Source organism: Pseudomonas sp. 05N433, assembly GCF_056396925.1.
On record NZ_JBFTML010000023.1, the window covers coordinates 1 to 22,938 of the forward strand.

The window sequence follows — 22,938 nt, forward strand, 5'->3', positions numbered from 1 at the left end:
CGCACGAACAGTCAGGTTAGTCATGATGAACAGCGATTATCAGGGCTGATTGAGTCGTGATGATAACAATATGCAACTTAATCACGGCTGAACGTCGGCAAATTGCCCTCCATTTCGACCATCCGCCCGTCACCGCTGTTAGTCGGGGGGCGCGACAGCTATAATCTGCCGCTTTATTCTTTACCAAGCCTAGCAAAGACCATTACAGACCATGACTGAGTCCGTTCTTGACTACATGACCCGTTTGGGTCGCGCCGCCCGCGAAGCTTCCCGCGTGATCGGCCGTGCCAGCACCGCGCAGAAAAACCGCGCCTTGCAGGCGGCCGCCAATGCGCTGGATGCTGCGCGCGCCGAGCTGACCGCAGCCAATGAACTGGATTTGGCCGCTGGCCGCACCAATGGTCTTGAGCCGGCCCTGCTGGAACGCCTGGCGCTGACCCCGGCGCGCATCGACGGCATGATCGTCGGTTTGCGTCAGGTCGCGGCCTTGCCGGACCCGGTCGGCGCGATCCGCGACATGAGTTACCGGCCGTCGGGCATTCAGGTCGGCAAGATGCGCGTGCCGTTGGGCGTGATCGGGATCATCTACGAATCCCGGCCTAACGTGACCATCGATGCTGCCAGCCTGTGCCTGAAGTCCGGCAACGCGACCATCCTGCGTGGCGGCTCCGAAGCGATTCACTCCAACCGCGCCATTGCCGCCTGCATCCAGCGCGGCCTGGCCGAGGCCGATCTGCCGGCCGCGGTGGTGCAAGTGGTCGAAACCACCGACCGTGCCGCCGTCGGCGCGCTGATCACCATGCCCGAATACGTCGACGTCATCGTGCCCCGCGGCGGCCGTGGCCTGATCGAACGGGTCAGCCGCGATGCCCGCGTGCCCGTCATCAAGCACCTGGACGGCATCTGTCACGTCTACGTCAGTGCCCACGCCGATCTGCCGAAAGCCCAGCGCATCGCATTCAACGCCAAGACTTACCGTTACGGCATCTGCGGCGCGATGGAAACCCTGTTGGTCGATCAGGCCGTCGCCAAAGAGTTTCTGCCGGCGATGGCTGCCCAGTTCCGCGAAAAAGGCGTCGAGCTGCGCGGTTGTGAGCGCACCCGGGCGATCATCGAGGCCGTCGCGGCCACTGAAGAAGACTGGACTACCGAATACCTGGCGCCGATCCTCTCGATCCGCGTGGTCGACGGGCTGGACCAGGCCATCGAGCACATCAACCAGTACGGCTCCCATCACACCGACTCGATCGTCAGCGAAAACCTGGCTGACACCCGGCGTTTCGTGGCTGAAGTCGATTCGTCCTCGGTGATGATCAACACCCCGACCTGCTTCGCCGATGGCTTCGAATACGGATTGGGTGCCGAGATTGGCATTTCTACTGATAAGCTGCACGCCCGCGGCCCGGTGGGCCTCGAAGGTCTGACCTGCGAGAAGTACATCGTGGTCGGTGACGGTCAGCTGCGCGGCCAGGAGTCGCTCTGACTTGGGCGACCTCGACCCGTCAGCCCCAGTGACCGCCAGCGAGCCCCGGCCTCGACGCATTGGCGTACTGGGCGGGACCTTCGACCCGGTGCACATCGGCCATTTGCGCGGTGCGCTGGAAGTCGCCGAATCGCTGGCTCTCGATGAGTTGCGTCTGACACCCAGTGCCAGGCCGCCCCATCGGGACAAGCCGCAGGTATCGGCGAAGGACCGTCTGGCGATGGTCAAGTGCGCGGTGGCCGGTGTGGCACCGTTGGTGGTGGATGCCCGCGAATTGCAGCGGGACAAGCCGTCCTACACCATCGACACCCTGGAACTGATGCGCGCCGAACTTGCCGCTTCAGACCAGGTTTTTCTACTTTTGGGCTGGGACGCATTTTGCGGCCTGCCCACTTGGCACCGCTGGGAAGAGTTGCTCCAGCATTGCCACATCCTGGTGCTGCAACGCCCGGATGCCGACAGCGAACCGCCGGATGCCTTGCGCAACCTGCTGGCAGCACGTTCGGTGAGCGACCCGCTGGCCCTCAAAGGGCCGAGCGGACAGATTGCATTCGTCTGGCAGACACCGCTCGCGGTATCCGCCACCCAGATCCGTCAACTGCTGGCCAGCGGTAAGTCGGTACGTTTCCTGGTGCCCGACGCGGTCCTGGCCTACATCGATGCGCACGGACTTTACCGTGCGTCGAACTGAAAAAGGGCGCGCTTCAAGGCACGTGAATGCGTGTATCGAAGCGCCCGAACATACGAGCAAAACGAGTTTTATATGACTGACAAAGACGTAAACAAAGTAAAGCGCAAGGGCACATTCAAGAGCGCACCGCTGCCAGTAGAAGCACCAACTGGCGCGCCACTGGCCGGCGAAGAGCTGGTCAAGGTTGCCGTAGCGGCCCTGGAAGACGTCAAGGCCCAGGACATCCAGGTGATCGACGTTCGTGAAAAGCAGAGCATCACTGACTACATGATCATCGCCACCGGTACGTCCAACCGCCAGATCGGCGCGATGCTGGACAAGGTCCGCGAAGCCGTCAAAGCCCAAGGCGTCAAGCCGCTGGGTGAAGAAGGCAAGGGCGACAGCGACTGGGTGCTGCTGGATATGGACGACGTCATCGTGCACATGATGACTGCCTCGGCGCGCCAGTTCTATGACCTGGAACGCCTGTGGGCCGGTGCCGAGCAAAGCCGTTCTGCCAGCGCTGCACACCACAGCCCTGAGAACACCCATGAGCATTTCACCAAGCTCAACAAAGACCAGCAATAAGGGAACGCTGTGCGACTGCGACTGATCGCCGTCGGTTCACGCATGCCCAAGTGGGTGGAAGAAGGCTGGCATGAATATGCCAAGCGTCTTCCTTCCGAGCTGGCGCTGGAACTGGTGGAAATTCCGCTCAACACCCGCGGCAAGAACGCCGACGTGGCGCGCTTTATCCGTCAGGAAGGCGAAGCCATGCTGGCCAAGGTCGGGCCGAACGAGCGCGTTGTCACCCTCGAAGTCCACGGCAAGCCCTGGAGCACCGAGCAACTGGCGGTCGAACTCGATCGCTGGCGGCTGGACTCGCGCACGGTGAATTTCATGGTCGGCGGCCCCGAGGGGCTGGCGCCGGAAGTCTGTGCCCGGGCGGATCAACGCTGGTCGTTGTCGCCGTTGACGTTGCCGCACCCGTTGGTGCGGATTCTGATCGGTGAACAGCTGTATCGTGCCTGGACAGTGCTGTCCGGCCACCCTTACCACAAGTAGTTCTGCCCTCATGTCCCAGCCGATCCGCATCAAGGACCACGAAAAAGACGCCCGTCTGGTGCGTGGCCGCGTCGTGTTCGGGGCTATTACGGTGGTGACGCTGATCGGCGTGCTGATCGCGCGGCTGTATTTCCTTCAGGTGATCCAGTACGAGTACCACTCGACCCTGTCGGAAAACAACCGCGTCCATGTGCAGCCGATTCCGCCGACTCGCGGGCTGATCTACGACCGCAATGGCGTGGTGGTGGCCGACAACCGGCCCAGCTTCAGCCTGAGCATGACCCGTGAACGCTCCGGCGACTGGCAGCAAGTGCTCGACGTGATCGTCGAAGTGCTGGAGCTGACGCCCGAGGACCGGGTGATCTTCGAGAAGCGTATGCGTCAGGGGCGTCGGCCGTTCGAGCCGGTGCCGATCCTGTTCGAGTTGACCGAAGAGCAGATCGCCCGCATCGCGGTGAACCAGTTCCGTCTACCCGGTGTGGAAGTGGTCGCGCAGCTGGTTCGTCACTATCCGCAGGGCGCGCACTTTGCGCACTCGGTGGGATATATGGGGCGGATCAACGAGAAAGAGCTCAAGTCTCTGGACCCGGTGAGTTACAGCGGTACCCATCAAATTGGCAAAACCGGCATCGAGCGCTTCTACGAGCCCGAATTGCACGGTCAGGTCGGTTACGAAGAAGTCGAGACCAACGCCCGTGGCCGTGTGCTGCGGGTACTCAAACGTACCGAGCCGATTTCCGGCAAGGACATCGTCCTGAGCCTGGACATCAAATTGCAGGAAGCTGCCGAAGCCGCGCTTGGCGGTCGCCGTGGTGCGGTGGTAGCGCTGGACCCGAAAACCGGTGAGGTGCTGGCGATGGTCAGCCAGCCGAGTTTCGATCCGAACCTGTTCGTCACCGGCATCAGTTTCAAGGCCTACTCCGAGCTGCGTGACTCCATCGACCGGCCACTGTTCAACCGCGTGCTGCGCGGTCTGTACCCGCCCGGTTCGACCATCAAGCCAGCGGTGGCGATTGCCGGCCTGGATGCGGGCGTGGTCACGGCGTCGACCCGGGTGTTCGACCCGGGCTACTACATGCTGCCCAACTACGATCACAAGTACCGCAACTGGAACCGTACCGGTGACGGCTTCGTCGATCTCGACACGGCGATCATGCGTTCCAACGACACCTACTTCTATGACCTGGCGCACAAGCTGGGGATTGATCGGTTGTCGTCCTACCTGAGCAAATTCGGCATTGGCCAGAAGGTCTCCCTGGATATGTTCGAAGAGTCGCCGGGGCTGATGCCGACACGGGAATGGAAGCGCGTGACCCGTCGTCAGGCCTGGTTCCCGGGCGAGACGCTGATTCTGGGGATCGGTCAGGGCTACATGCAGTCCACTCCGTTGCAACTGGCGCAGGCCACGGCACTGGTGGCCAACAAGGGTGTCTGGAATCGTCCGCACCTGGCCAAGACCATCGAGGGCGAGAAGCCGAAGGATGAACATCCGATGCCGGACATTATCCTGCGCGACCCGTCGGACTGGACCAAGGTCAATCACGGTATGCAGCAGGTAATGCACGGTGCCCGGGGTACGGCGCGCAAGGCGTCGATCGGCGCGCAATACCGGATTGCCGGCAAAAGTGGTACGGCCCAGGTGGTTGCGATCAAGCAGGGCGAGAAGTACGACCGCTCCAAGGTGCAGGAGCGCCACCGCGACCACGCCTTGTTCGTCGGCTTCGCGCCGGCCGACAACCCGCAAATCGTGGTGTCGGTGATGGTCGAGAACGGCGAGTCCGGCTCCGGCGTCGCCGCGCCGGTGGTGCGTCAAGTGATGGACGCCTGGCTCCTCGACCAGGACGGACGACTGAAAGCCGAATACGCCAGCCCTATCAGTGCGGAGGCTACGGCCCGTGAAGAATAATTTCGATCGCATGCTCTCCAGCGAGGATGTGATGCGTCGCCGTGCGACGCTGTTGCAACGCCTGCACATCGACGGCCCGCTGCTGATCCTGCTGCTGACCCTCGCCGCCGGCAGCTTGTTCGTGCTGTATTCGGCCAGCGGCAAGAGCTGGGATCTGCTGGCCAAGCAAGCCACTTCCTTCGGCATCGGTCTGATATCGATGATCGTCATCGCCCAGTTCGAACCGCGCTTCATGGCCCGCTGGGTGCCGCTCGGCTATGTGGTCGGCGTGATCTTGCTGGTGGTGGTGGACGTCATGGGCCATAACGCCATGGGGGCCACCCGCTGGATCAATATCCCCGGGGTGATCCGCTTCCAGCCCTCGGAATTCATGAAGATCCTGATGCCGGCGACCATCGCCTGGTATTTGGCCAAGCGTTCCTTGCCACCCCAGCTCAAGCACGTGGGGATCAGTCTGGTGCTGATCGGTGTCCCGTTCATTCTGATCGTGCGTCAGCCCGACCTCGGCACTTCGTTGCTGATCCTCGCCGGTGGCGCATTCGTGCTGTTCATGGGTGGCCTGCGCTGGCGCTGGATCCTCAGCGTGATCGCCGCCGCCGTGCCGGTGGCCGTGGCGATGTGGTTCTTCATCATGCACGACTATCAAAAGCAGCGAATCCTGACCTTCCTCGACCCCGAGAGTGATCCGCTGGGCACGGGCTGGAACATCATTCAGTCGAAAGCGGCCATCGGTTCCGGTGGCGTGTTCGGCAAGGGCTGGTTGCTCGGTACCCAGTCGCACCTGGATTTCCTGCCAGAAAGCCACACCGACTTCATTATTGCGGTCCTGGGTGAAGAGTTCGGCCTGGTCGGTATCTGCGCGCTGTTGCTGATTTACCTGCTGTTGATCGGTCGCGGGCTGGTGATTACCGCCCAGGCCCAGACGTTGTTTGGCAAATTGCTTGCGGGCAGCCTGACCATGACGTTTTTTGTTTACGTTTTCGTCAACATCGGTATGGTCAGTGGCCTGTTGCCGGTGGTGGGGGTGCCGTTGCCGTTCATTAGCTACGGAGGAACTTCGCTGGTGACGCTACTGTCAGCGTTTGGGGTTTTGATGTCGATCCATACCCATCGCAAGTGGATCGCGCAGGTTTGAATAAGGTGAAGATTTCAATGCAAGTAATGCGTGGCTGGGCGACTCGATACGCACCGTGGGTCGGCCTGGTGAGCATCCTTGGTTCCGTGCAGGAAGCATTGGCCGGCGATTACGAAGGCTCACCCCAGGTGGCCGAGTTCGTTGGTGAAATGACCCGTGACTACGGCTTTGCCGGTGAACAGCTGATGGGCGTGTTCCGCGAAGCCGAGCGCAAACAGTCGATTCTGGACGCGATCTCCAAACCCGCCGAACGCGTCAAGCAGTGGAAAGAATATCGCCCGATGTTCATCACCGACGCGCGCATCGCCCGTGGCGTGGACTTCTGGCGTCAGCACGAGGCGGTGCTGGCTCGCGCCGAGCAGGAATACGGTGTGCCGGCGCAGGTGATCGTCTCGATCATCGGCGTCGAAACCTTTTTTGGTCGCAATACTGGCAATTATCGGGTGATCGACGCCTTGTCGACCCTGGGTTTCGACTATCCTCCCCGTGCTGATTTCTTTCGCAAGGAGTTGCGTGAATTCCTGCTGCTGGCCCGTGAAGAGCAGGTCGACCCGTTGACCCTCAAAGGCTCCTATGCCGGAGCCATGGGCTTGCCGCAATTCATGCCGAGCAGCTTTCGCGCCTATGCGGTGGATTTCGACGGTGACGGCCACATTAATATCTGGAACAACCCCGATGATGCCATCGGCAGCGTCGCCAGTTATTTCAAGCAACACGGCTGGGTCGCCGGCGAACCTGTGGTCAGCCGTGCCGATGTGCGCGGCGATCAGGTGGACGAGGGGCTGACCGACGGCATCGAACCGACGAAAACCGTCGGGGAGTTGCGGGCGCTGGGCTGGTCGAGTCATGATGCGCTGCGCGATGATATGCCGGTCACGGCTTTCCGCCTGGAAGGTGACAATGGCCCTGAATACTGGATGGGCCTGACGAATTTTTACGCGATCACGCGTTATAACCGCAGCGTGATGTACGCCATGGCCGTACATCAACTGTCTGAACAGCTGGTCCAAGCACGGGGCGTCAAGTAATGCGGGCATTGCCTATGAATAAACCCCTGAAGCTCATGGCATTCGCCGCGTTGGCGGTGCTGGTCGCCAGTTGTTCGACCAGCCGCTCACCGACTCAGAAGTCTTCCACCGCCGTTCGTTCGGCCCCCGGCCTGGACATCAACCGGGCGCACAAGGATGGCGCACCCTGGTGGGACGTCGACGTATCGCGCATCCCGGATGCCACGCCGACCCTGCACAGCGGTCCTTATAAAGCCAACCCGTACACCGTGCTGGGCAAGACCTACTTCCCGCTGCAGGAATCCAAGACCTACGTCGCGTCGGGCACGGCGTCCTGGTATGGCACCAAGTTCCACGGCCAGAACACCGCCAACGGCGAGGTGTATGACCTGTATGGCATGAGCGCCGCCCACAAGACCTTGCCACTGCCAAGTTACGTTCGGGTGACCAACCTGGACAACAACAAGACGGTGATTCTGCGGGTCAATGACCGTGGGCCGTTCTATTCAGACCGGATCATCGACTTGTCCTACGCGGCCGCCAAGAAGCTTGGCTACGCTGAAATCGGCACGGCGCGGGTCAAGGTCGAAGGCATCGACCCGCAGGAATGGTGGGCGCAGAGAGGTCGTCCGGCGCCGTTGATGCTCAACGAGCCGCAAGTGGCGCAAAATGCCGCGCCGACCATGACCGCTTCCACTGGCACCGTCGAGCAATGGACGCCACCGCCGCAGCAACACGCCGCGGCCGTTGTGCCCGTGCAGATCGATGCAAAAAAAAACGCTTCTGTACCAGCCTCTGGCCAGTATCTGCAGGTGGGCGCGTTCGCCAACCCGGACGCTGCAGAGCTCCTGAGATCGAAGCTCAGCGGGATGGTGAGCGCTCCGGTGTTCATCAGCTCGATCGTGCGTAACCAGCAGACTCTGCATCGGGTGCGCATGGGGCCGATCGGCTCTGCGGGTGAAATCCAGCAGGTGCAGAACAGCGTGCGGCTGGCCAATCTCGGTTCACCGAGCCTGGTCAGCGCCGAGTAACACGTAGTACTTGATTGACGGTTCGCTTGCAGTTTTGGGGGGCGAACCGGGTTGTTGGCTCGTTGAAGAACAAAAGCCCGGCAAGGGTTACAGAGTGAGCAACTGAACACGTGACAGCTTTTTGAAAAGTTGTCTGATTAGTTTTGCCCTAGGGCAGTTTCCATTAGCGATTTCGAGAGACGGATGAACATCACCACCTTTGCCAAACGCCTGTGCCTGCTAGTCCCGCTGCTTCTCTCTCCCGCGGCTTTCGCGGTCGAGATGATGCCGTCGCCACCGCAATTGGCCGCCAAAGCCTACGTACTCATGGACGCCAGCAGCGGCAACGTGCTGGTAGAGAACAACGGTGACCAGCGTCTGCCGCCGGCCAGCCTGACCAAGCTGATGACCGCGTATATCGCGACCCTGGAAATCCGTCGTGGCCAGATCGGCGAAAACGATCCGGTGACCGTCAGCGAGAACGCCTGGCGTACCGGTGGTTCGCGGATGTTCATCAAGGTCGGCTCGCAAGTTACCGTCAGCGACCTGCTGCACGGCATCATCATTCAATCGGGCAACGACGCCAGTGTTGCGCTCTCCGAGCACATCGCCGGCAGCGAAGACGCATTCGCCGACCTGATGAACAAAACCGTTGCTGATCTGGGCATGACCAACACCCACTTCATGAACCCGACCGGTCTGCCGAACCCGGAGCACTACTCGTCGGCTCACGACATGGCCGTGCTGGCTCGCGCGATCATCCACGAAGACCCGGCTCACTACGCGATCTACTCGCAGAAAGAGTTCTTCTGGAACGGTATCAAGCAGCCTAACCGCAACCTGCTGCTGTGGCGCGACAAGACTGTCGACGGTCTGAAAACCGGTCACACCGACGAAGCCGGCTACTGCATGGTGTCTTCGGCCGTACGTGATGGCATGCGTCTGATCGCCGTGGTGTTCGGCACCAACAGCGAAGTGGCTCGTGCTGCCGAAACCCAGAAGTTGCTGACTTACGGTTTCCGCTTCTTCGAAACCCAGACCTTCTATCAGAAAGGCGCCGAGCTGGCTCAGGCACCTGTCTGGAAAGGCACCACCAATCAAGTCAAGGCCGGCCTGGCTGAAGACCTGACTATGACCTTGCCAAAAGGCCAGCTGAAGAAGCTTGCTGCCAGCATGACCATGAACCCGCAACTGGTTGCACCCATCGCCAAGGGCGACGTGATCGGTAAAGTCGAAGTGAAACTGGACGACAAAGTGGTGCACAGCGCCGACCTGATCGCTCTGGACGCAGTCGACGAGGGTGGTATCTTCCGCCGCATGTGGGATAGCATCCGTCTATTCTTCTACGGCTTGTTCAACTGATAGTGTGCACCTGCATGGCCCCACGCTGATCCGGCGTGGGGCCTTGCTGTCGCCACGGCTTACGCTTACGAGGCCGTTACGCCATGACCGATACCGAAGTAAAGGCGCCTAAGATCGAATTCCCCAACGTTGATTACCCGGTTAAGGTGATCAGCGATACGGGTGTGGGCAACAAAGACAAGATCATCGAGATCGTCAAGAAACACGCGACGATCAACCATGACCGCGTTGATGAGCGCCAAAGCACCAACGGCAAGTACACCACGATTCAGTTGCACATCGTCGCCACCGACCAGGACCAGCTGTACAACATCAACAGCGAACTGCGGGCTACCGGCTTCGTGCACATGGTGCTGTGATGCCTGGCACGCTGGGCTTTCGCGAACTTGGCCAGATGGCTTACGAGCCAGTCTGGCATGCCATGCAACGCTTCACCAACGAACGCGGCAGCGATGCCGCCGACGAGATCTGGCTGGTCGAGCACCCTCCGGTGTTCACCCAGGGCCAGGCCGGCAAGGCTGAACACCTGTTGCTGCCAGGCGATATTCCGGTGGTGCAGGTCGACCGCGGTGGGCAGGTGACCTACCACGGTCCGGGCCAGTTGGTGGCCTACCTGTTGCTGGATGTGCGCAAGCTGGGGTTCGGCGTGCGTGACCTGGTCAGCCGCATGGAGCAGTGCCTGATCGAGTTGCTGGCCAGTTACGGCGTGACCGCATCCGCCAAGCCGGATGCACCGGGTGTCTATGTCGATGGCGCGAAAATCGCGTCCTTGGGTCTGCGGATCCGCCACGGTTGTTCCTTTCATGGCCTGGCCCTGAACGTGGATATGAACCTGGAACCGTTTCGACGGATTAATCCCTGCGGCTATGCCGGGCTGGCGATGACCCAGCTGCGCGATCACGCAGGACCGATTGAATTTGCCGAGGTAAGTGCCCGGCTGCGCGCGCAGCTCGTCAAACACCTCGACTATGCTGAGCAGACGACCCTAACGGGCGGAATCGATTGATATGACTACTGATGCAGTGCAAACCATGATCCCGACGCTCGATGTCACCGAGCGTCCGGCCCCGCGTGCCAAGGTTGAAGCCGGCGTCAAGCTGCGCGGCGCCGAGAAGGTTGCACGCATCCCGGTGAAGATCATCCCGACCACCGAACTGCCGAAGAAACCTGACTGGATTCGCGTGCGCATCCCGGTTTCCCCGGAAGTCGACCGCATCAAGGCCTTGCTGCGCAAACACAAGCTGCACAGCGTTTGCGAAGAAGCATCCTGCCCGAACCTGGGCGAGTGCTTCTCCGGCGGCACCGCGACCTTCATGATCATGGGCGATATCTGCACCCGTCGTTGCCCGTTCTGCGACGTTGGCCATGGTCGTCCGAAGCCACTGGACGTGAACGAGCCGGAAAGCCTGGCCATTGCCATCGCCGACCTGAAACTGAAATACGTGGTCATCACCTCGGTAGACCGTGACGACCTGCGTGACGGTGGTGCCCAGCACTTTGCCGACTGCATCCGTGAAATCCGCAAACTGTCGCCGAACGTACAGCTCGAAACCCTGGTCCCGGACTACCGTGGCCGCATGGACGTCGCACTGGAAATCACCGCCGCCGAGCCGCCAGATGTGTTCAACCACAACCTGGAAACCGTGCCGCGCCTGTACAAGGCTGCGCGTCCGGGGTCGGATTACCAGTGGTCGCTGACCCTACTGCAACGCTTCAAGCAGATGATGCCGCACATTCCGACCAAGTCCGGCCTGATGCTGGGTCTGGGCGAAACCGACGAAGAAGTCATCGAAGTCATGAAACGCATGCGCGAACACGACATCGACATGCTGACCCTGGGCCAGTACCTGCAACCGTCCCGCAGCCACTTGCCGGTCCAGCGCTTCGTGCACCCGGACACCTTCGCCTGGTTTGCCGAGGAAGGCTACAAGATGGGCTTCAAGAACGTCGCTTCCGGCCCGCTGGTACGCTCCTCGTACCACGCCGACGAGCAGGCGAAGCTGGTCAAGGCCGAATTGATGTCGTCCTGATTCCGCGCTGAGAAAAGAGCACGCCCGCAAGGTTAGTCCTTGCGGGCGTTTTCATTGGCGGTGCCCACATCCTCTGCAGGCTTTTCCTGCAAGCCGTGGTGCGACTGACCCTCTTTTGTTTATTCCCGTTCCTGACTACTGTGTGCTGAAGCATTCACACAGGGAGAATCATGGATGACTGCTCGACCGACCCACACCCTTTGTCCTCACGTCCCTGTTCCGGCCTTGCCGCCTGCAGGGCTGATCGGCGTCATTGCGCCTGCCGGCCCCGCTGCCCTGGACACCGGTAAAGCGATTGCCTGGATGCGCGCTCGCGGCTATTCGCTGCGAGTGTTCCCCGGTGTTTACGAGAAAGACGCCTACCTGGCCGGCAGCGACGATGTGCGGCTCAATGACTTGCACGCGGCATTTACCGACAGCGAGGTCGACGCCATCATCTGTTTGCGTGGCGGTTACGGTACGCCGCGTTTGCTCGATCGGATCGATTTCGAGTTACTGCGCAACAATGCCAAACCGTTCATCGGCTATAGCGATATCACTGCACTGCATCTGGCAATCAGCCGTTATGCGGGTTTCGTGACGTTTCACGGCCCGATGCTCAATGCTGACCTGCTGGGTGACAAGCAGAAACCCACCGAGTCCTCGTTTTTCAACATGTTGCGCGGGCAAGTGACGGCGGACAGCGTGCTGGCGCACCCTGTGGCCTACCCGTTGACGACCGTCTCGCCAGGCATTGCTCACGGGCGTTTGCTGGGGGGCAATCTGTCGATGATCGCCGCGACCATGGGCACGCCTTACGAGATCGACGCCGAGGGCGCCATCCTGTTCATCGAAGACATCAACGAGCCGCTTTATCGCATTGATCGGCTGCTGACCCACTTGCGTCTGGCCGGCACGCTGCACAAGTTGCGCGGGGTTCTGGTGGGGGATGTGGCGGGCGTGGACACCATCGCGCTGGAGGGCTTGCTCAAGCAGACCTTCGCGTCGTTGCGCATACCCGTGCTGGCGGGGTGGCGCAGCGGGCATTGCGATCCGAACCTGACGTTGCCGATGGGGGCACTGGTCAGGCTGGATGCGGGGAGCAAGACGTTGGTGTTGGAGCAGGATGTGGTGATCAAGTAACAACACATCGCAAAAAAGATCGCAGCCTTCGGCAGTTCCTGCAGGTGTACACAAAACCCTGTAGGAGCTGTCGAAGGCTGCGATCTTTTGCTTTTAGCGGTTACGCAAACCTTCGAGCAACTTGTGCGTAGGGTACCCATCCGCCGGCCAGCCAAACGACTGCTGCGCGCTGCGGATTGCTTTACGGGTATTGGCGCCGATGATGCCGTCGGGGGTGCCGGCGTCATAGTTCCGGGCGCTCAGCAGGGTTTGCAGCTCGATTCGCTCGGTACGGCTCAGCGGCAAGTCATCTTTTGGCCATAGACCGTTGATCAGGCCACCGCCATTGAAGCGCTCAGACAACAAGCTCACGCCCAAGGCGTAGGACGAAGAGTTGTTGTACTTGAGGATTGCGCGGAAGTTATCGAAGATCAGGAATGCCGGGCCGCGATAGCCTGCCGGCAGGAGCAGGGCGGCCGACAGGTGTTCGGAACCGGCCGGAACCTGGACACCATTGGGCAGGGTGACCCCCAGTTGCTGCCACTCGGCGACGCTTTTGCGAATCGCGCCATCGGCCAGGACGTAATTGAAGCTGCTCGGCAGTTGGACTTCGAAGCCCCACGGCTGGCCTTTCTGCCAGCCAGAGCTTTGCAGGTAGTGCGCGGTCGAGGCCAGTGCATCAGCGGCGCTGTTCCAGATGTCACGGCGGCCATCGCCGTCGAAGTCTACGGCGTGGGTGTTGTAGGTGGTCGGGATGAACTGGGTCTGGCCCATGGCGCCCGCCCAGGAGCCGAGCATTTTCTCGGGTTCAATATCACCCTGTTGCAGGATTTGCAGGGCAGCGATCAGCTGCGCATGAGCAAAGCCTGGGCGTCGACCTTCATAGGCCAGGGTTGCCAGGGAGTTGATCACAGACTTGTTACCCTGGAACTGACCGAAGTTACTCTCCATGCCCCACACCGCGACCAATGCCTGACGGTCGACGCCATAGCGCTGTTCGATGCTTTGCAGGATATCGGCGTACTGGCTGACCAGTGCCTGACCTTTGCGTACCCGCAGCGGCGACAGCGCGCCATCGAGGTATTCCCACACCGGACGAGTAAATTCCGGTTGGCTGCGGTCGGCACGGATCACGCTGGCGTCCAAGCTGACATTGGCAAAGGCACGGTCGAACAGGTCGGCGCGAATGCCGGCGGCGAGGGCGTCTTTGCGAAAGCCCGCCTGCCATTCGGCAAAGGTCTGGGTGGGCTGGATGTCGAGATCCTCACCAGTCGGAACCACTGGCGGAACGACCGCAGGGGCCGTGGCAACGGCTTGGGTTTGAAGCGGCTGGGCGTCGGCGGCGGTGGGTTTTTCCGCGCAGGCGACAAGCAGAACGAGGCTGGAGGCAGCTATCAATTGGCGAAGGTGCCAACGACGGGAAAGACAAAGGGGCATGCACAGGTCCAGAGGATACGAATCAGGTGCAGACCTTAACATGTTGAGCGATGGCTTGCCTTTCAGGCTGCCAGAAAGTAAGAAGCCTCCCAGCTATTAGACTGGAAGGCTTCGCGGCGGTAGCTGCCTTTGCCCTTGCCGGCTCGTTCCTGACGGCTGCGGAACAGTGGCTGGGCGATGATGGATTTGGCCTTGTTGGGGCCATGCTTGGATGGCTTTTTACTCATGATGATCTCTCGCAAGTGAGTGGATTTTGCGGGACAAATCATCGGCCGAAGTTGGGGTTCTGTCTAGTCCCTGGGATATGTAGGAAATGATGGCTTGTGGCGAGGGAGCTTGCTCTCGTTCGGCTGCGGAGCAGTCGTAAAACCGTTTCGGGGTCGCTTCGCAACCCAGCGGGAGCAAGCTCCCTCGCCACAGAGGTTGGTGCAGGCTGGAAAACAGGTTATTCGGCAGGCAACGACAATCTCTGCCCAGCCATCAACAACGTCAACCGGCTCAAACTCATCCAGGGTGAACCCGCCGCCTGGCCTTTGATCTGCGCGTCGATGCGCTGTGCTTCAAGCAGCAATTGCGCCCAGCGTTGTGCCGAGTAGCGTTGCAGTGCCTTGCTAATCAGTGGTTTGCGCTTGTCCCAGACCGGCGGTCGGGCCTGGCTGAAGGCTTTGTCCAGCGGCACGCCCTGGCTGTATTGCAGCGACAGGTTGGCCAGCAGGCGCAGTTCACGGGCCAGCGCCCAGAGAATCACCGGCGGTTCGACGCCTTCGCCGCGCAGCCCTTCGAGCATGCGCAGGGCATGAGCGGCTTCGCCGTTGAGGATCGCGTCGGTCAAGCCGAAGACGTCGAAGCGCGCGCTGTCGGCCACCGCCGCTTGCACGGTTTCGACGGTGATCTGACCACCTTCGGCCATCAGCTTGAGCTTTTCGATTTCCTGGGCGGCAGCCAGCAAGTTGCCTTCGACCCGAGCGGCGATCAGTTCGACGGCGTCCTGGCTGGCGGAAAGCCCGGCCTGGGACAGTCGTTGACGAATCCAGCTCGGCAACTGGTTGGTGTCCACGGGCCAGATTTGCACGAACTGAGTCTGCGGACCTTCGACCAGCGCCTTGCCCCACTTGGTTTTCTGCGCACTGCCATCAAGCTTGGGCAGGCTGATCAGCAGTAGCGTGTCTTCTGCCGGGCGCGAGCAGTACTCGATGAGCGCGGCGGCGCCTTTGTCACCAGGTTTGCCGGAGGGCAGGCGCAGTTCCAGAAGACGTTTTTCGGCGAACAGCGACATGCTTGCACCAGCCTGCAGCAGCGTACCCCAGTCGAAACTGGCGTCGGCGGCGAAGACCTGGCGTTCATCGAAACCTTGTTGGCGAGCAGCGGCGCGAATGGCGTCGGCGGCTTCCTGGCACAGCAGTGGGTCATCGCCACTGATGATGTAGACCGGCGCAAGAGCGCCTTGCAGGTGTTTACCGAGTTGGGCGGGGGCGAGTTTCATAAGAGGAGGCGAACGGGGCGCCTGAGCGCCCCGTAAGTCTTATTGCTGCGGCAGTTCGACAGGCGACTGACGCGGAGTCTCCGCTTCAGCCTTCTGCGCTGCTTCCAGCGCGGCGGCTTCAGCCTTGGCCCGGGCGTCGGCGGTCTGTTGCAGCTGCTCCAACTGAGTCGGAGTGAGCTGTTGCAGACGCAGCATCATGCGTTGAACCAGTTCACGACGAGTCTCGCGGCGGGCATCGTTGGCTTCCTGGTCGGAACCTACCAGGTTGTTGCCATCGTGGATGAACACCTTCTGCACTTCAAGCTTGTCGCTCAGCAGTGGCAGGCCACCTTGACCACGGATGTCGTAATTGAGCACGGTGTTCACCTGGTACTCGCCAGTACGGCCGGCACCGGCATAGCTGAGGATGCGCTGGCTTTCCTGCTCATCGGTCAGCACCAGTTTGTAAGGTGCGCCGCTGTAGACCCGGACGCCGCTGCTTTCCAGTACCTGACGCAATTGTGTCACGGTTTCGCCGTAGGCATTGCGGGCACTCAGGTCGAGTTCCTTGATCGCCAGTTCGGTGGTTTCGGTGCCACGCAGGTGGAAACCGCAGGCGCTCAGCAGGACTGCAAGGCCCATCACCAGCAAATTGCGTTTGATCATCTTGTTGCTCCCCTTGAAACCATGTGGGCCGGTCAAGCGGCCCGAAAGGTTTTACTCGGCGCCAGGCTCACCTGGCGCCCGATCCAATTTTTAGCTGGCGACGATATTGACCAGTTTCCCGGGCACTACGATCACTTTGCGAATAGTCAGGCCATCGACGAAGCGGAGGACGTTTTCGTTGGCCCGTGCGGCGGCTTCGACTTCTTCGCGGCTGGCGCTGGCTGGCATTTCGATGTGGCCGCGCAGCTTGCCATTCACTTGAATGACCAGTTGCAGGCTGTCCTGTACCAGGGCGCTTTCGTCCAGCACCGGCCAACCGGCGTCGATCACCGGGTCGGCGTGGCCCAGGCGATGCCACAGCTCGTGGCTGATGTGCGGGGTGATCGGGGCCAGCAGCAGAGTCACGGTTTCCAGGCCTTCGTGAATCAGCGCGCGATCCTGTTCGGTGCCTTGCGGGGCTTTTTCCAGCACGTTCATCAGCGTCATCACCTGGGCGATGGCGGTGTTGAATTTGTGATTCTGGCCGACGTCGTGGCTGGCCTGCTTGATGGCCTGGTGGATCGAACGGCGAATGGCTTTCTGCTCGTCATTCAGGCTGGCGACATCCAGTTTTCCCGGCAGGCCCTGAGTGACGTGCGCTTGAGCCAGGCGCCAGACGCGCTTGAGGAAGCGGTGCGAACCTTCTACTCCGGAGTCGGACCATTCCGCGCTCATGTCAGGTGGCGAGGCGAACATCATGAACAGGCGGCAGGTGTCTGCACCGAACTGGTCAATCATCGACTGTGGATCGACGCCGTTGTTCTTCGACTTGGCCATCTTCTCGGTGCCGCCGATTTCCACCGGCAGGCCATCTGCGATCAGCTTGGCGCTAATAACCTTGGCCTTGCTGTCGCGTTCGAGTTCGACGTCCGCCGGGTTGAACCAGGTGTAGGCACCGTTGGCTTCGCGACGGTAGTAAGTCTCGGCGATCACCATGCCCTGGGTCAGCAGGTTCTTGAATGGCTCGTTGGAGCTCACCAGGCCTTCATCGCGCATCAGCTTGTGGAAGAAGCGCGCGTAGAGCAGGTGAAGAATCGCGTGTTCGATACCGCCGATGTACTGATCCACCGGCAACCAGTGGTCGGCCGCCGATTTTTCTACCAGGCCACCTTCAAAGTGCGGCGAGGCGTAACGGGCGTAGTACCACGAGGACTCGACGAAGGTGTCCATGGTGTCGGTTTCACGCTTGGCCGGTGCACCGCATTTCGGGCAAGCGCACTCGTAGAACTCGGGCATGCGTGCCAGCGGCGAACCAGCGCCGTCCGGTACCACGTCTTCCGGCAGCACCACGGGCAGTTGATCTTCCGGGACCGGTACATCACCGCAAGTATCGCAGTGGATGATCGGGATCGGGCAGCCCCAGTAGCGTTGACGGCTGATGCCCCAGTCGCGCAGGCGGAACTGGGTGCGCGAGGCGCCGAGGTTTTTCTTGATCAGTGCGACTTCGATAGCGTCGAAAGCGCCTGCGAAGTCGAGGCCGTCGAACTCGCCGGAGTTGATCAGCGTGCCGTACTCGCCGTAAGCGTCCTGCCACGGGGCAGGATTAGTGTCACCGGCACTTGTGCGCACCACCGATTTGATCGGCAGGTTGTACTTGTGGGCGAACTCGAAATCACGCTCGTCGTGCGCCGGAACTGCCATGACCGCGCCATCGCCGTAGTGCATCAGCACGTAGTTGGCGACCCATACCGGGAGTTTCTCACCGGTCAGCGGGTGCTCGACGAACAGCGAGGTCGGCAGGCCTTTTTTCTCTTGAGTGGCGACGTCGGCTTCAGCAACGCTGCCGCCCTTGCATTCAGCGATGAACGCTTGCAATTCAGGGTTGTTCTGCGCCGCCAGGGCAGCCAGAGGGTGTTCGGCGGCCACGGCAACGTAGGTTGCGCCCATCAGGGTATCCGGACGGGTGGTGAAGACTTTCAACGCGCCGGCTTCACCGATGGAAGCGACGTCGTACGGGAACTGCACTTCCATGCCGCGGGATTTGCCGATCCAGTTGCGCTGCATGGTCTTGACCTGTTCAGGCCAGCCAGTCAGTTCGTCGAGGCTCTCCAGCAGCTCATCCGCGTAAGCGGTGATCTTGAAGTAGTACATCGGGATTTCGCGCTTTTCAATCAGCGCGCCGGAACGCCAGCCGCGACCGTCGATCACTTGCTCGTTGGCCAGAACAGTCTGGTCGACCGGGTCCCAGTTCACAGTGCCGCTTTTTTTGTAAATCACGCCTTTTTCGAACAGGCGAGTGAACAGCCATTGTTCCCAGCGGTAGTAATCGGGCTTGCAGGTGGTCACTTCGCGCGACCAGTCCACCGCCAGGCCCAGGCTGCGCAGTTGGCTTTTCATGTAAGCGATGTTTTCGTAGGTCCACTTGGCGGGCGCTACGTTGTTCTTCATCGCGGCGTTTTCTGCCGGCATGCCGAACGCGTCCCAACCCATGGGTTGCAGGACGTTCTTGCCTTGCATGCGCTGGTAGCGGGAGATCACGTCGCCGATGGTGTAGTTGCGCACGTGCCCCATGTGTAGCTTGCCGCTGGGGTAAGGGAACATCGACAGGCAGTAGAAAGTCTCCTTGCCTGGCTGTTCACTGACTTCAAAGGACTTTTGCTCGTCCCAGAACGACTGGGCGGCGGCTTCGATTTCACGGGGCTGATATTGTTCGTGCATGGCTACTTTTGAACTGAATAGGGGTGGCCTAATCCTCTTCAATGCAACGCTGGACGGTGATGACGCCAAATCGGCGTTTCGCTGCCCAGCCGAGCTGGAAGTGGAGTTACAGGAAGCGCCGTAGCATACATGACGGCACTCTACCGAGGGAAACCCTGATTACACGCAAGGGCGCGGCCAATTCCCACCCCGAGGGCCGTTGGTCGCGGCGCTCAGCCGGTTTTTTCAGCGAAGCTAAGCTCTAAAAGGGGAGTGAGTCTTATCTTCAATGAGGTGATGGATGGTTGATTCACAGCAAAAAGCTACGAAACCGGAGTTGTACGAAAGACTGATCGACCGTCTCGCAATGGCCCTGGACGCGGCCAAAACCGCTGGACGGCTTCGCGACGAGCGTCCCCTGGAGCTGGAACTGCGTGGTTTGACCCCCGCAGAGTTTGAGCTGGTCAAGGCCTATCTGGACCGCAGTGAACGTGAAACGCACGGATGCTTGTCAGCAGCAATGAAGCAACTCGAGGCACCACGTACGGCCAAGATCCTCTGGCTCAAGGATAAGACACCCGGCGGAGGCGCGGTAAAGGTCCGGTCTCTGCAGTTCAAGTAAGGGCACTTGAAACCATCGCATATGGTTTTTTGAAATAAAGTCCTTCCGCATTTGTTGTCGCATTGCGTTAACCCACTTAGGCTTCGGGCATCTATGGAGATGCCCGATGCCTTTTCGTTATTTCATTAAACAACTTCTATTGCCGCCCGGCGTTCTTTTGCTGTTACTGGTACTCGCCTGGTGGTGGCGCCGCTCAAGGCCGAGGCTGGCGGGAGCGTGCTTCGTTATGGGGGTGGGTGGCTTCTGGTTGATGAGCCTGCCAGTCATGGTGGAGTGGACTGCCAGGGTTCTGGAGCGCGAGCCGCCGCTCGTGCGCGAGGAATGGGCCACCCTGGGCCAGCGCGCCGACGCGATCGTGGTGCTGGGTTCCGGGCGTGAGCGTGGCGACCTGGCCTGGGGTGTCGACCAGCCCACCGGCGTAGGACTTGGGCGCGAGCGTTATGCCGCGCGTCTGGCCAAGGCCTCCGGCTTGCCGATTCTGGCCAGCGGCGGCCTGCATTACGGGACACCGCCGACTGAAGCGCAGCTGATGGCAGATTCGTTGCTCGATGATTTTGGCGTGACGGTACGCTGGCAGGAAGGGCGCAGCCGCACAACCTGGGAAAACGCGCAGTTCAGCGCCCAGGTATTGTTGCCGCAGGGGATCAAACGGGTGGTGGTCGTGACTCAGGCGTGGCATATGCCGCGGGCGGTCTGGAGCTTTGAGCAGGCCGGATTTGAGGTGGTGCCGGCGCCGGTGGGGTTTTTAGGCGTGGACAATGCGCGGCCACTGGGTGGCTGGATGCCGGAATTCAAATCGATCTGGCAATCGGGGCAGTTGATGAATGAGCTCGTGGGGCAGGTCGGGTATTGGATGTTCTATCGAGGCGAGCCTGTTGAGGAGTGATCATTCCCACGCCTGTGGATGGGAATGATCCTGCCGGGTTAAACGGTCTTCGCCATCCGGTTGGCCATCAACGCCCAGCCAAACAACAGCAAGCAAATGATGATCAACGGCCACGAACGCCATTGCAGATACGGCGTCAGGTTATGCATTGGCACTACTTCGCCGTACAGAATACCGCGTTCGAACTGCGGGATCCGGGCAGTGATCTGACCAAACGGGTTGATCAGGCCGGTCACACCGTTGTTGGTGGCGCGGATCATCCAGCGGCCGGCCTCAAGGGCGCGCATCTGCGCCATCTGCAAGTGTTGCAATGGGCCGATCGAGGTGCCGAACCAGGTGTCGTTGCTGATGGTCAGCAGCAAATCGCTGCGGGCGGCGAGGCCGGCGGCGAATTCCGGGTAGACCACTTCGTAGCAGATGTACGGCGCAATCTGGTAGCCCTTGGCCTGTAGCAGCGGTTGATCGGCCGGTCCACGGGCAAAGTCGGACATCGGCAGGTCGAAGAACGCGATCAGGCCGCGCAAGACTTCCTGCAACGGAACGTATTCGCCGAATGGCACCAGTTTCTGCTTCAGGTAAGTGCCATCGCCTTCACCGACAACGGTAATGCCGTTGAAGTAGCGCTTTTCGTGATGGACTTCCTGTCGAATCGGTACACCGGTAATCAGCGCGGATTTACGCTCTGCAGCGAAGCTGCCCATCATGTCCAGATAGCCCTCGACGGACTCCTTGAGTACCGGGACCGCCGTTTCCGGCCAGATCAGCAGGTCGACGGGTTTGGAGCTGAAACTCATGTCGCGGTACAGCGCCAACTGCGCGTTGATCTGCGACGGGTCCCATTTCATGCTTTGTTCGATGTTTCCCTGAATTGCCGCGACGCTCAGCGGCGCACCCGAAGGGCTGGTCCAGGCGTGTTCCTTGAGCGCCAGGCCGATCACCCACGGGCCGGCCAGCAGCAACACGCCAGCGGCAATAAAGCCCTTGCGAGCGGTGCGAATCAGGCGCGGTGCGTTATAGACCAGTGCGGCGGTCAGGGCCAGCGCGAAGGAAATCAGCCACATCCCGCCGACCGGCGCGAGCCCGGCCAATGGGCCGTCGAGCTGGCTGTAACCGGAATACAGCCACGGGAAACCGGTGAGGAACCAGCCGCGAAAGGCTTCCTGACCCACCCACAGCGCCGCAAACGCCAGGGCATCGGCCAGCGGCGCTTCGTTACGGCGCAGCCAGCGCGCCCAAATCCAGGCGGGCAAGGCGAAGAACCAGGCAATCGCTGCGGTGAAGAGCAGCATCAAGAACCCGGCCAGCAGTACAGATGCGCCGCCGAAGTTGTGAATGCTGTAGTAGATCCAGCTGGTTCCGCCGGCAAACAGGCCGAAACCGAAACACCAGCCACGGCCCAGGGCCTGACGGGGGCTCAGTTCGCGCAAACCGGCGTAAAAGAAACCGACCGCCAGCAATGCCAGCGGCCAGATATCGAATGGCGCCAAGGCCAGGGTGGTGAGTGCACCGGCCGCCACGGCCAGCAGGTTACCGGGCCAGCCGGGGCGGGTCATCCAGCGCATTTCAATCCTTAGAGTTACCGAGCTATAGGTGTCAGACGCAGCAAATGAATCCGACGGCTGTCGGCGTTCAGGATGCGGAAGCGATAGGCGCCGATTTCGGTGATTTCGTTGCGTTTTGGCAAGTGCCCGAACGCGCTCATCACCAGTCCGCCGACGGTGTCGAATTCGTCGTCGGAGAATTCGCTGTCAAAGAACTCGTTGAAGTTCTCGATCGGCGTCAGGGCCTTGATCAGGAAGTCACCGCTGGGCAGCGGCTTGATGTAGCTGTCTTCTTCGACGTCATGCTCGTCTTCGATGTCGCCGAYGATCTGTTCGAGCACGTCTTCGATGGTCACCAGACCGGCCACGCCGCCGTATTCGTCAATGACGATGGCCATGTGGTTATGGTTGGCGCGGAATTCGCGCAGCAGCACGTTCAGTCGCTTGGACTCGGGCACGAAGGTGGCCGGGCGCAGCAGGTCCTTGATGTTGAAGCTGTCGCCGTTCTCCTTGAGGATCAACGGCAGCAAGTCCTTGGCCAGCAACACGCCCATCACGTCATCATGGCTTTCGCCGATCACCGGGTAGCGGGAGTGGGCCGAGTCGACCACGGCGGGCAGGAACTCGCGAGGTGTCTGGGTCGCCTTGATGCTGATCATCTGCGAGCGCGGGACCATGATGTCCCGTACTTGCAGGTCTGCAACCTGGATGGCGCCTTCGACGATGGCCAGCGCTTCGCTGTCCAGCAACTTGTTTTGGTGTGCATCGCGCAGCARCTCCAGCAGCTCCTGGCGGTTTTTCGGCTCGTGGGCAAAAGCCTGGGTGAGCTTACCCAGCCAAGACTTCTGCCCGTTGCTCGATCGATCTTCGCTCATAGCG

22 protein-coding genes are annotated in these 22,938 nt (G+C 60.8%); 15 read left to right on the plus strand and 7 right to left on the minus strand.

Translation table 11 applies throughout. The features are described from left to right. Window positions 1-211 precede the first annotated feature (211 nt). From AC1DIS_RS14165 to AC1DIS_RS14225, 13 genes are all read left to right on the plus strand, one after another. On the plus strand, window positions 212-1,483 hold the full coding sequence (locus tag AC1DIS_RS14165) for a glutamate-5-semialdehyde dehydrogenase (RefSeq protein ID WP_064620611.1): 1,272 nt from the start codon (window positions 212-214) through the stop codon (window positions 1,481-1,483). A gap of 1 nt (window position 1,484) precedes the next feature. After that, a complete protein-coding gene (gene nadD / locus AC1DIS_RS14170) occupies window positions 1,485-2,174 on the plus strand; it encodes a nicotinate-nucleotide adenylyltransferase (RefSeq protein ID WP_018925751.1) in 690 nt (229 codons plus the stop codon). Between the two features lie 72 nt (window positions 2,175-2,246). Next, window positions 2,247-2,741, plus strand: coding sequence for a ribosome silencing factor (gene rsfS, locus AC1DIS_RS14175; RefSeq protein WP_019581345.1), 495 nt, complete (start codon window positions 2,247-2,249; stop codon window positions 2,739-2,741). 9 nt (window positions 2,742-2,750) lie between these two features. Further along, a complete protein-coding gene (gene rlmH / locus AC1DIS_RS14180) occupies window positions 2,751-3,218 on the plus strand; it encodes a 23S rRNA (pseudouridine(1915)-N(3))-methyltransferase RlmH (protein ID WP_007937439.1) in 468 nt (155 codons plus the stop codon). A gap of 10 nt (window positions 3,219-3,228) precedes the next feature. After that, window positions 3,229-5,124, plus strand: a complete 1,896-nt coding sequence (gene mrdA / locus AC1DIS_RS14185) for a penicillin-binding protein 2 (protein ID WP_111454207.1) — start codon at window positions 3,229-3,231, stop codon at window positions 5,122-5,124. 31 nt (window positions 5,125-5,155) lie between these two features. Beyond that, window positions 5,156-6,259 (plus strand): rod shape-determining protein RodA, encoded by a 1,104-nt coding sequence (gene rodA / locus AC1DIS_RS14190; protein WP_019650887.1) that lies wholly within the window; start codon window positions 5,156-5,158, stop codon window positions 6,257-6,259. A gap of 17 nt (window positions 6,260-6,276) precedes the next feature. Further along, on the plus strand, window positions 6,277-7,287 hold the full coding sequence (gene mltB, locus AC1DIS_RS14195; protein ID WP_086945938.1) for a lytic murein transglycosylase B: 1,011 nt from the start codon (window positions 6,277-6,279) through the stop codon (window positions 7,285-7,287). After that, window positions 7,287-8,297 (plus strand): septal ring lytic transglycosylase RlpA family protein, encoded by a 1,011-nt coding sequence (locus tag AC1DIS_RS14200; RefSeq protein ID WP_064620605.1) that lies wholly within the window; start codon window positions 7,287-7,289, stop codon window positions 8,295-8,297. Before mltB ends, AC1DIS_RS14200 begins: the two co-directional genes overlap by 1 nt. A gap of 183 nt (window positions 8,298-8,480) precedes the next feature. Then, entirely contained in the window at window positions 8,481-9,638 is a 1,158-nt protein-coding gene (locus tag AC1DIS_RS14205) for a D-alanyl-D-alanine carboxypeptidase family protein (protein ID WP_018925757.1), read from the plus strand. An 83-nt stretch (window positions 9,639-9,721) separates the two neighbouring features. After that, window positions 9,722-9,997 (plus strand): DUF493 domain-containing protein, encoded by a 276-nt coding sequence (locus AC1DIS_RS14210; protein ID WP_003215438.1) that lies wholly within the window; start codon window positions 9,722-9,724, stop codon window positions 9,995-9,997. Next, on the plus strand, window positions 9,997-10,644 hold the full coding sequence (gene lipB, locus AC1DIS_RS14215; protein WP_007937425.1) for a lipoyl(octanoyl) transferase LipB: 648 nt from the start codon (window positions 9,997-9,999) through the stop codon (window positions 10,642-10,644). Before AC1DIS_RS14210 ends, lipB begins: the two co-directional genes overlap by 1 nt. A 1-nt stretch (window position 10,645) precedes the next feature. Then, entirely contained in the window at window positions 10,646-11,668 is a 1,023-nt protein-coding gene (lipA, locus tag AC1DIS_RS14220; protein ID WP_007946663.1) for a lipoyl synthase, read from the plus strand. Between the two features lie 174 nt (window positions 11,669-11,842). After that, window positions 11,843-12,790, plus strand: coding sequence for a S66 peptidase family protein (locus AC1DIS_RS14225; RefSeq protein WP_477743846.1), 948 nt, complete (start codon window positions 11,843-11,845; stop codon window positions 12,788-12,790). Between the two features lie 93 nt (window positions 12,791-12,883). Here AC1DIS_RS14225 and AC1DIS_RS14230 read toward each other — a convergent pair whose 3' ends face one another. From AC1DIS_RS14230 to leuS, 5 genes are all read right to left on the minus strand, one after another. Further along, window positions 12,884-14,206, minus strand: a complete 1,323-nt coding sequence (locus AC1DIS_RS14230) for a lytic murein transglycosylase (protein ID WP_019650890.1) — start codon at window positions 14,204-14,206, stop codon at window positions 12,884-12,886. A gap of 62 nt (window positions 14,207-14,268) precedes the next feature. Further along, on the minus strand, window positions 14,269-14,433 hold the full coding sequence (arfA, locus tag AC1DIS_RS14235) for an alternative ribosome rescue factor ArfA (RefSeq protein WP_003176285.1): 165 nt from the start codon (window positions 14,431-14,433) through the stop codon (window positions 14,269-14,271). 218 nt (window positions 14,434-14,651) lie between these two features. Further along, window positions 14,652-15,689 carry a DNA polymerase III subunit delta gene (gene holA / locus AC1DIS_RS14240; protein ID WP_477743847.1) on the minus strand — a complete coding sequence of 346 codons (1,038 nt, stop codon included), beginning with the start codon at window positions 15,687-15,689 and terminating at the stop codon, window positions 14,652-14,654. A gap of 39 nt (window positions 15,690-15,728) precedes the next feature. Continuing rightward, window positions 15,729-16,334, minus strand: a complete 606-nt coding sequence (locus AC1DIS_RS14245) for an LPS-assembly lipoprotein LptE (RefSeq protein WP_064620598.1) — start codon at window positions 16,332-16,334, stop codon at window positions 15,729-15,731. A 90-nt stretch (window positions 16,335-16,424) separates the two neighbouring features. Next, on the minus strand, window positions 16,425-19,031 hold the full coding sequence (leuS, locus tag AC1DIS_RS14250; protein ID WP_019581340.1) for a leucine--tRNA ligase: 2,607 nt from the start codon (window positions 19,029-19,031) through the stop codon (window positions 16,425-16,427). A gap of 280 nt (window positions 19,032-19,311) precedes the next feature. Here leuS and AC1DIS_RS14255 point away from each other — a divergent pair, with 280 nt between their 5' ends. Together AC1DIS_RS14255 and AC1DIS_RS14260 are read left to right on the plus strand one after the other, a co-directional pair. Then, the gene (locus AC1DIS_RS14255) at window positions 19,312-19,632 is read left to right on the plus strand and encodes a hypothetical protein (protein WP_019650894.1); all 321 of its coding nucleotides are present in this window, start codon (window positions 19,312-19,314) and stop codon (window positions 19,630-19,632) included. Between the two features lie 106 nt (window positions 19,633-19,738). After that, window positions 19,739-20,518 (plus strand): YdcF family protein, encoded by a 780-nt coding sequence (locus tag AC1DIS_RS14260; RefSeq protein ID WP_019581338.1) that lies wholly within the window; start codon window positions 19,739-19,741, stop codon window positions 20,516-20,518. 38 nt (window positions 20,519-20,556) lie between these two features. Here AC1DIS_RS14260 and lnt read toward each other — a convergent pair whose 3' ends face one another. Continuing rightward, on the minus strand, window positions 20,557-22,080 hold the full coding sequence (gene lnt / locus AC1DIS_RS14265; protein ID WP_477743848.1) for an apolipoprotein N-acyltransferase: 1,524 nt from the start codon (window positions 22,078-22,080) through the stop codon (window positions 20,557-20,559). A gap of 14 nt (window positions 22,081-22,094) precedes the next feature. Further along, window positions 22,095-22,934: an HlyC/CorC family transporter gene (locus tag AC1DIS_RS14270; protein ID WP_477780934.1), complete on the minus strand. Its 840-nt coding sequence runs from the start codon at window positions 22,932-22,934 to the stop codon at window positions 22,095-22,097. Window positions 22,935-22,938: the final 4 nt, after the last annotated feature.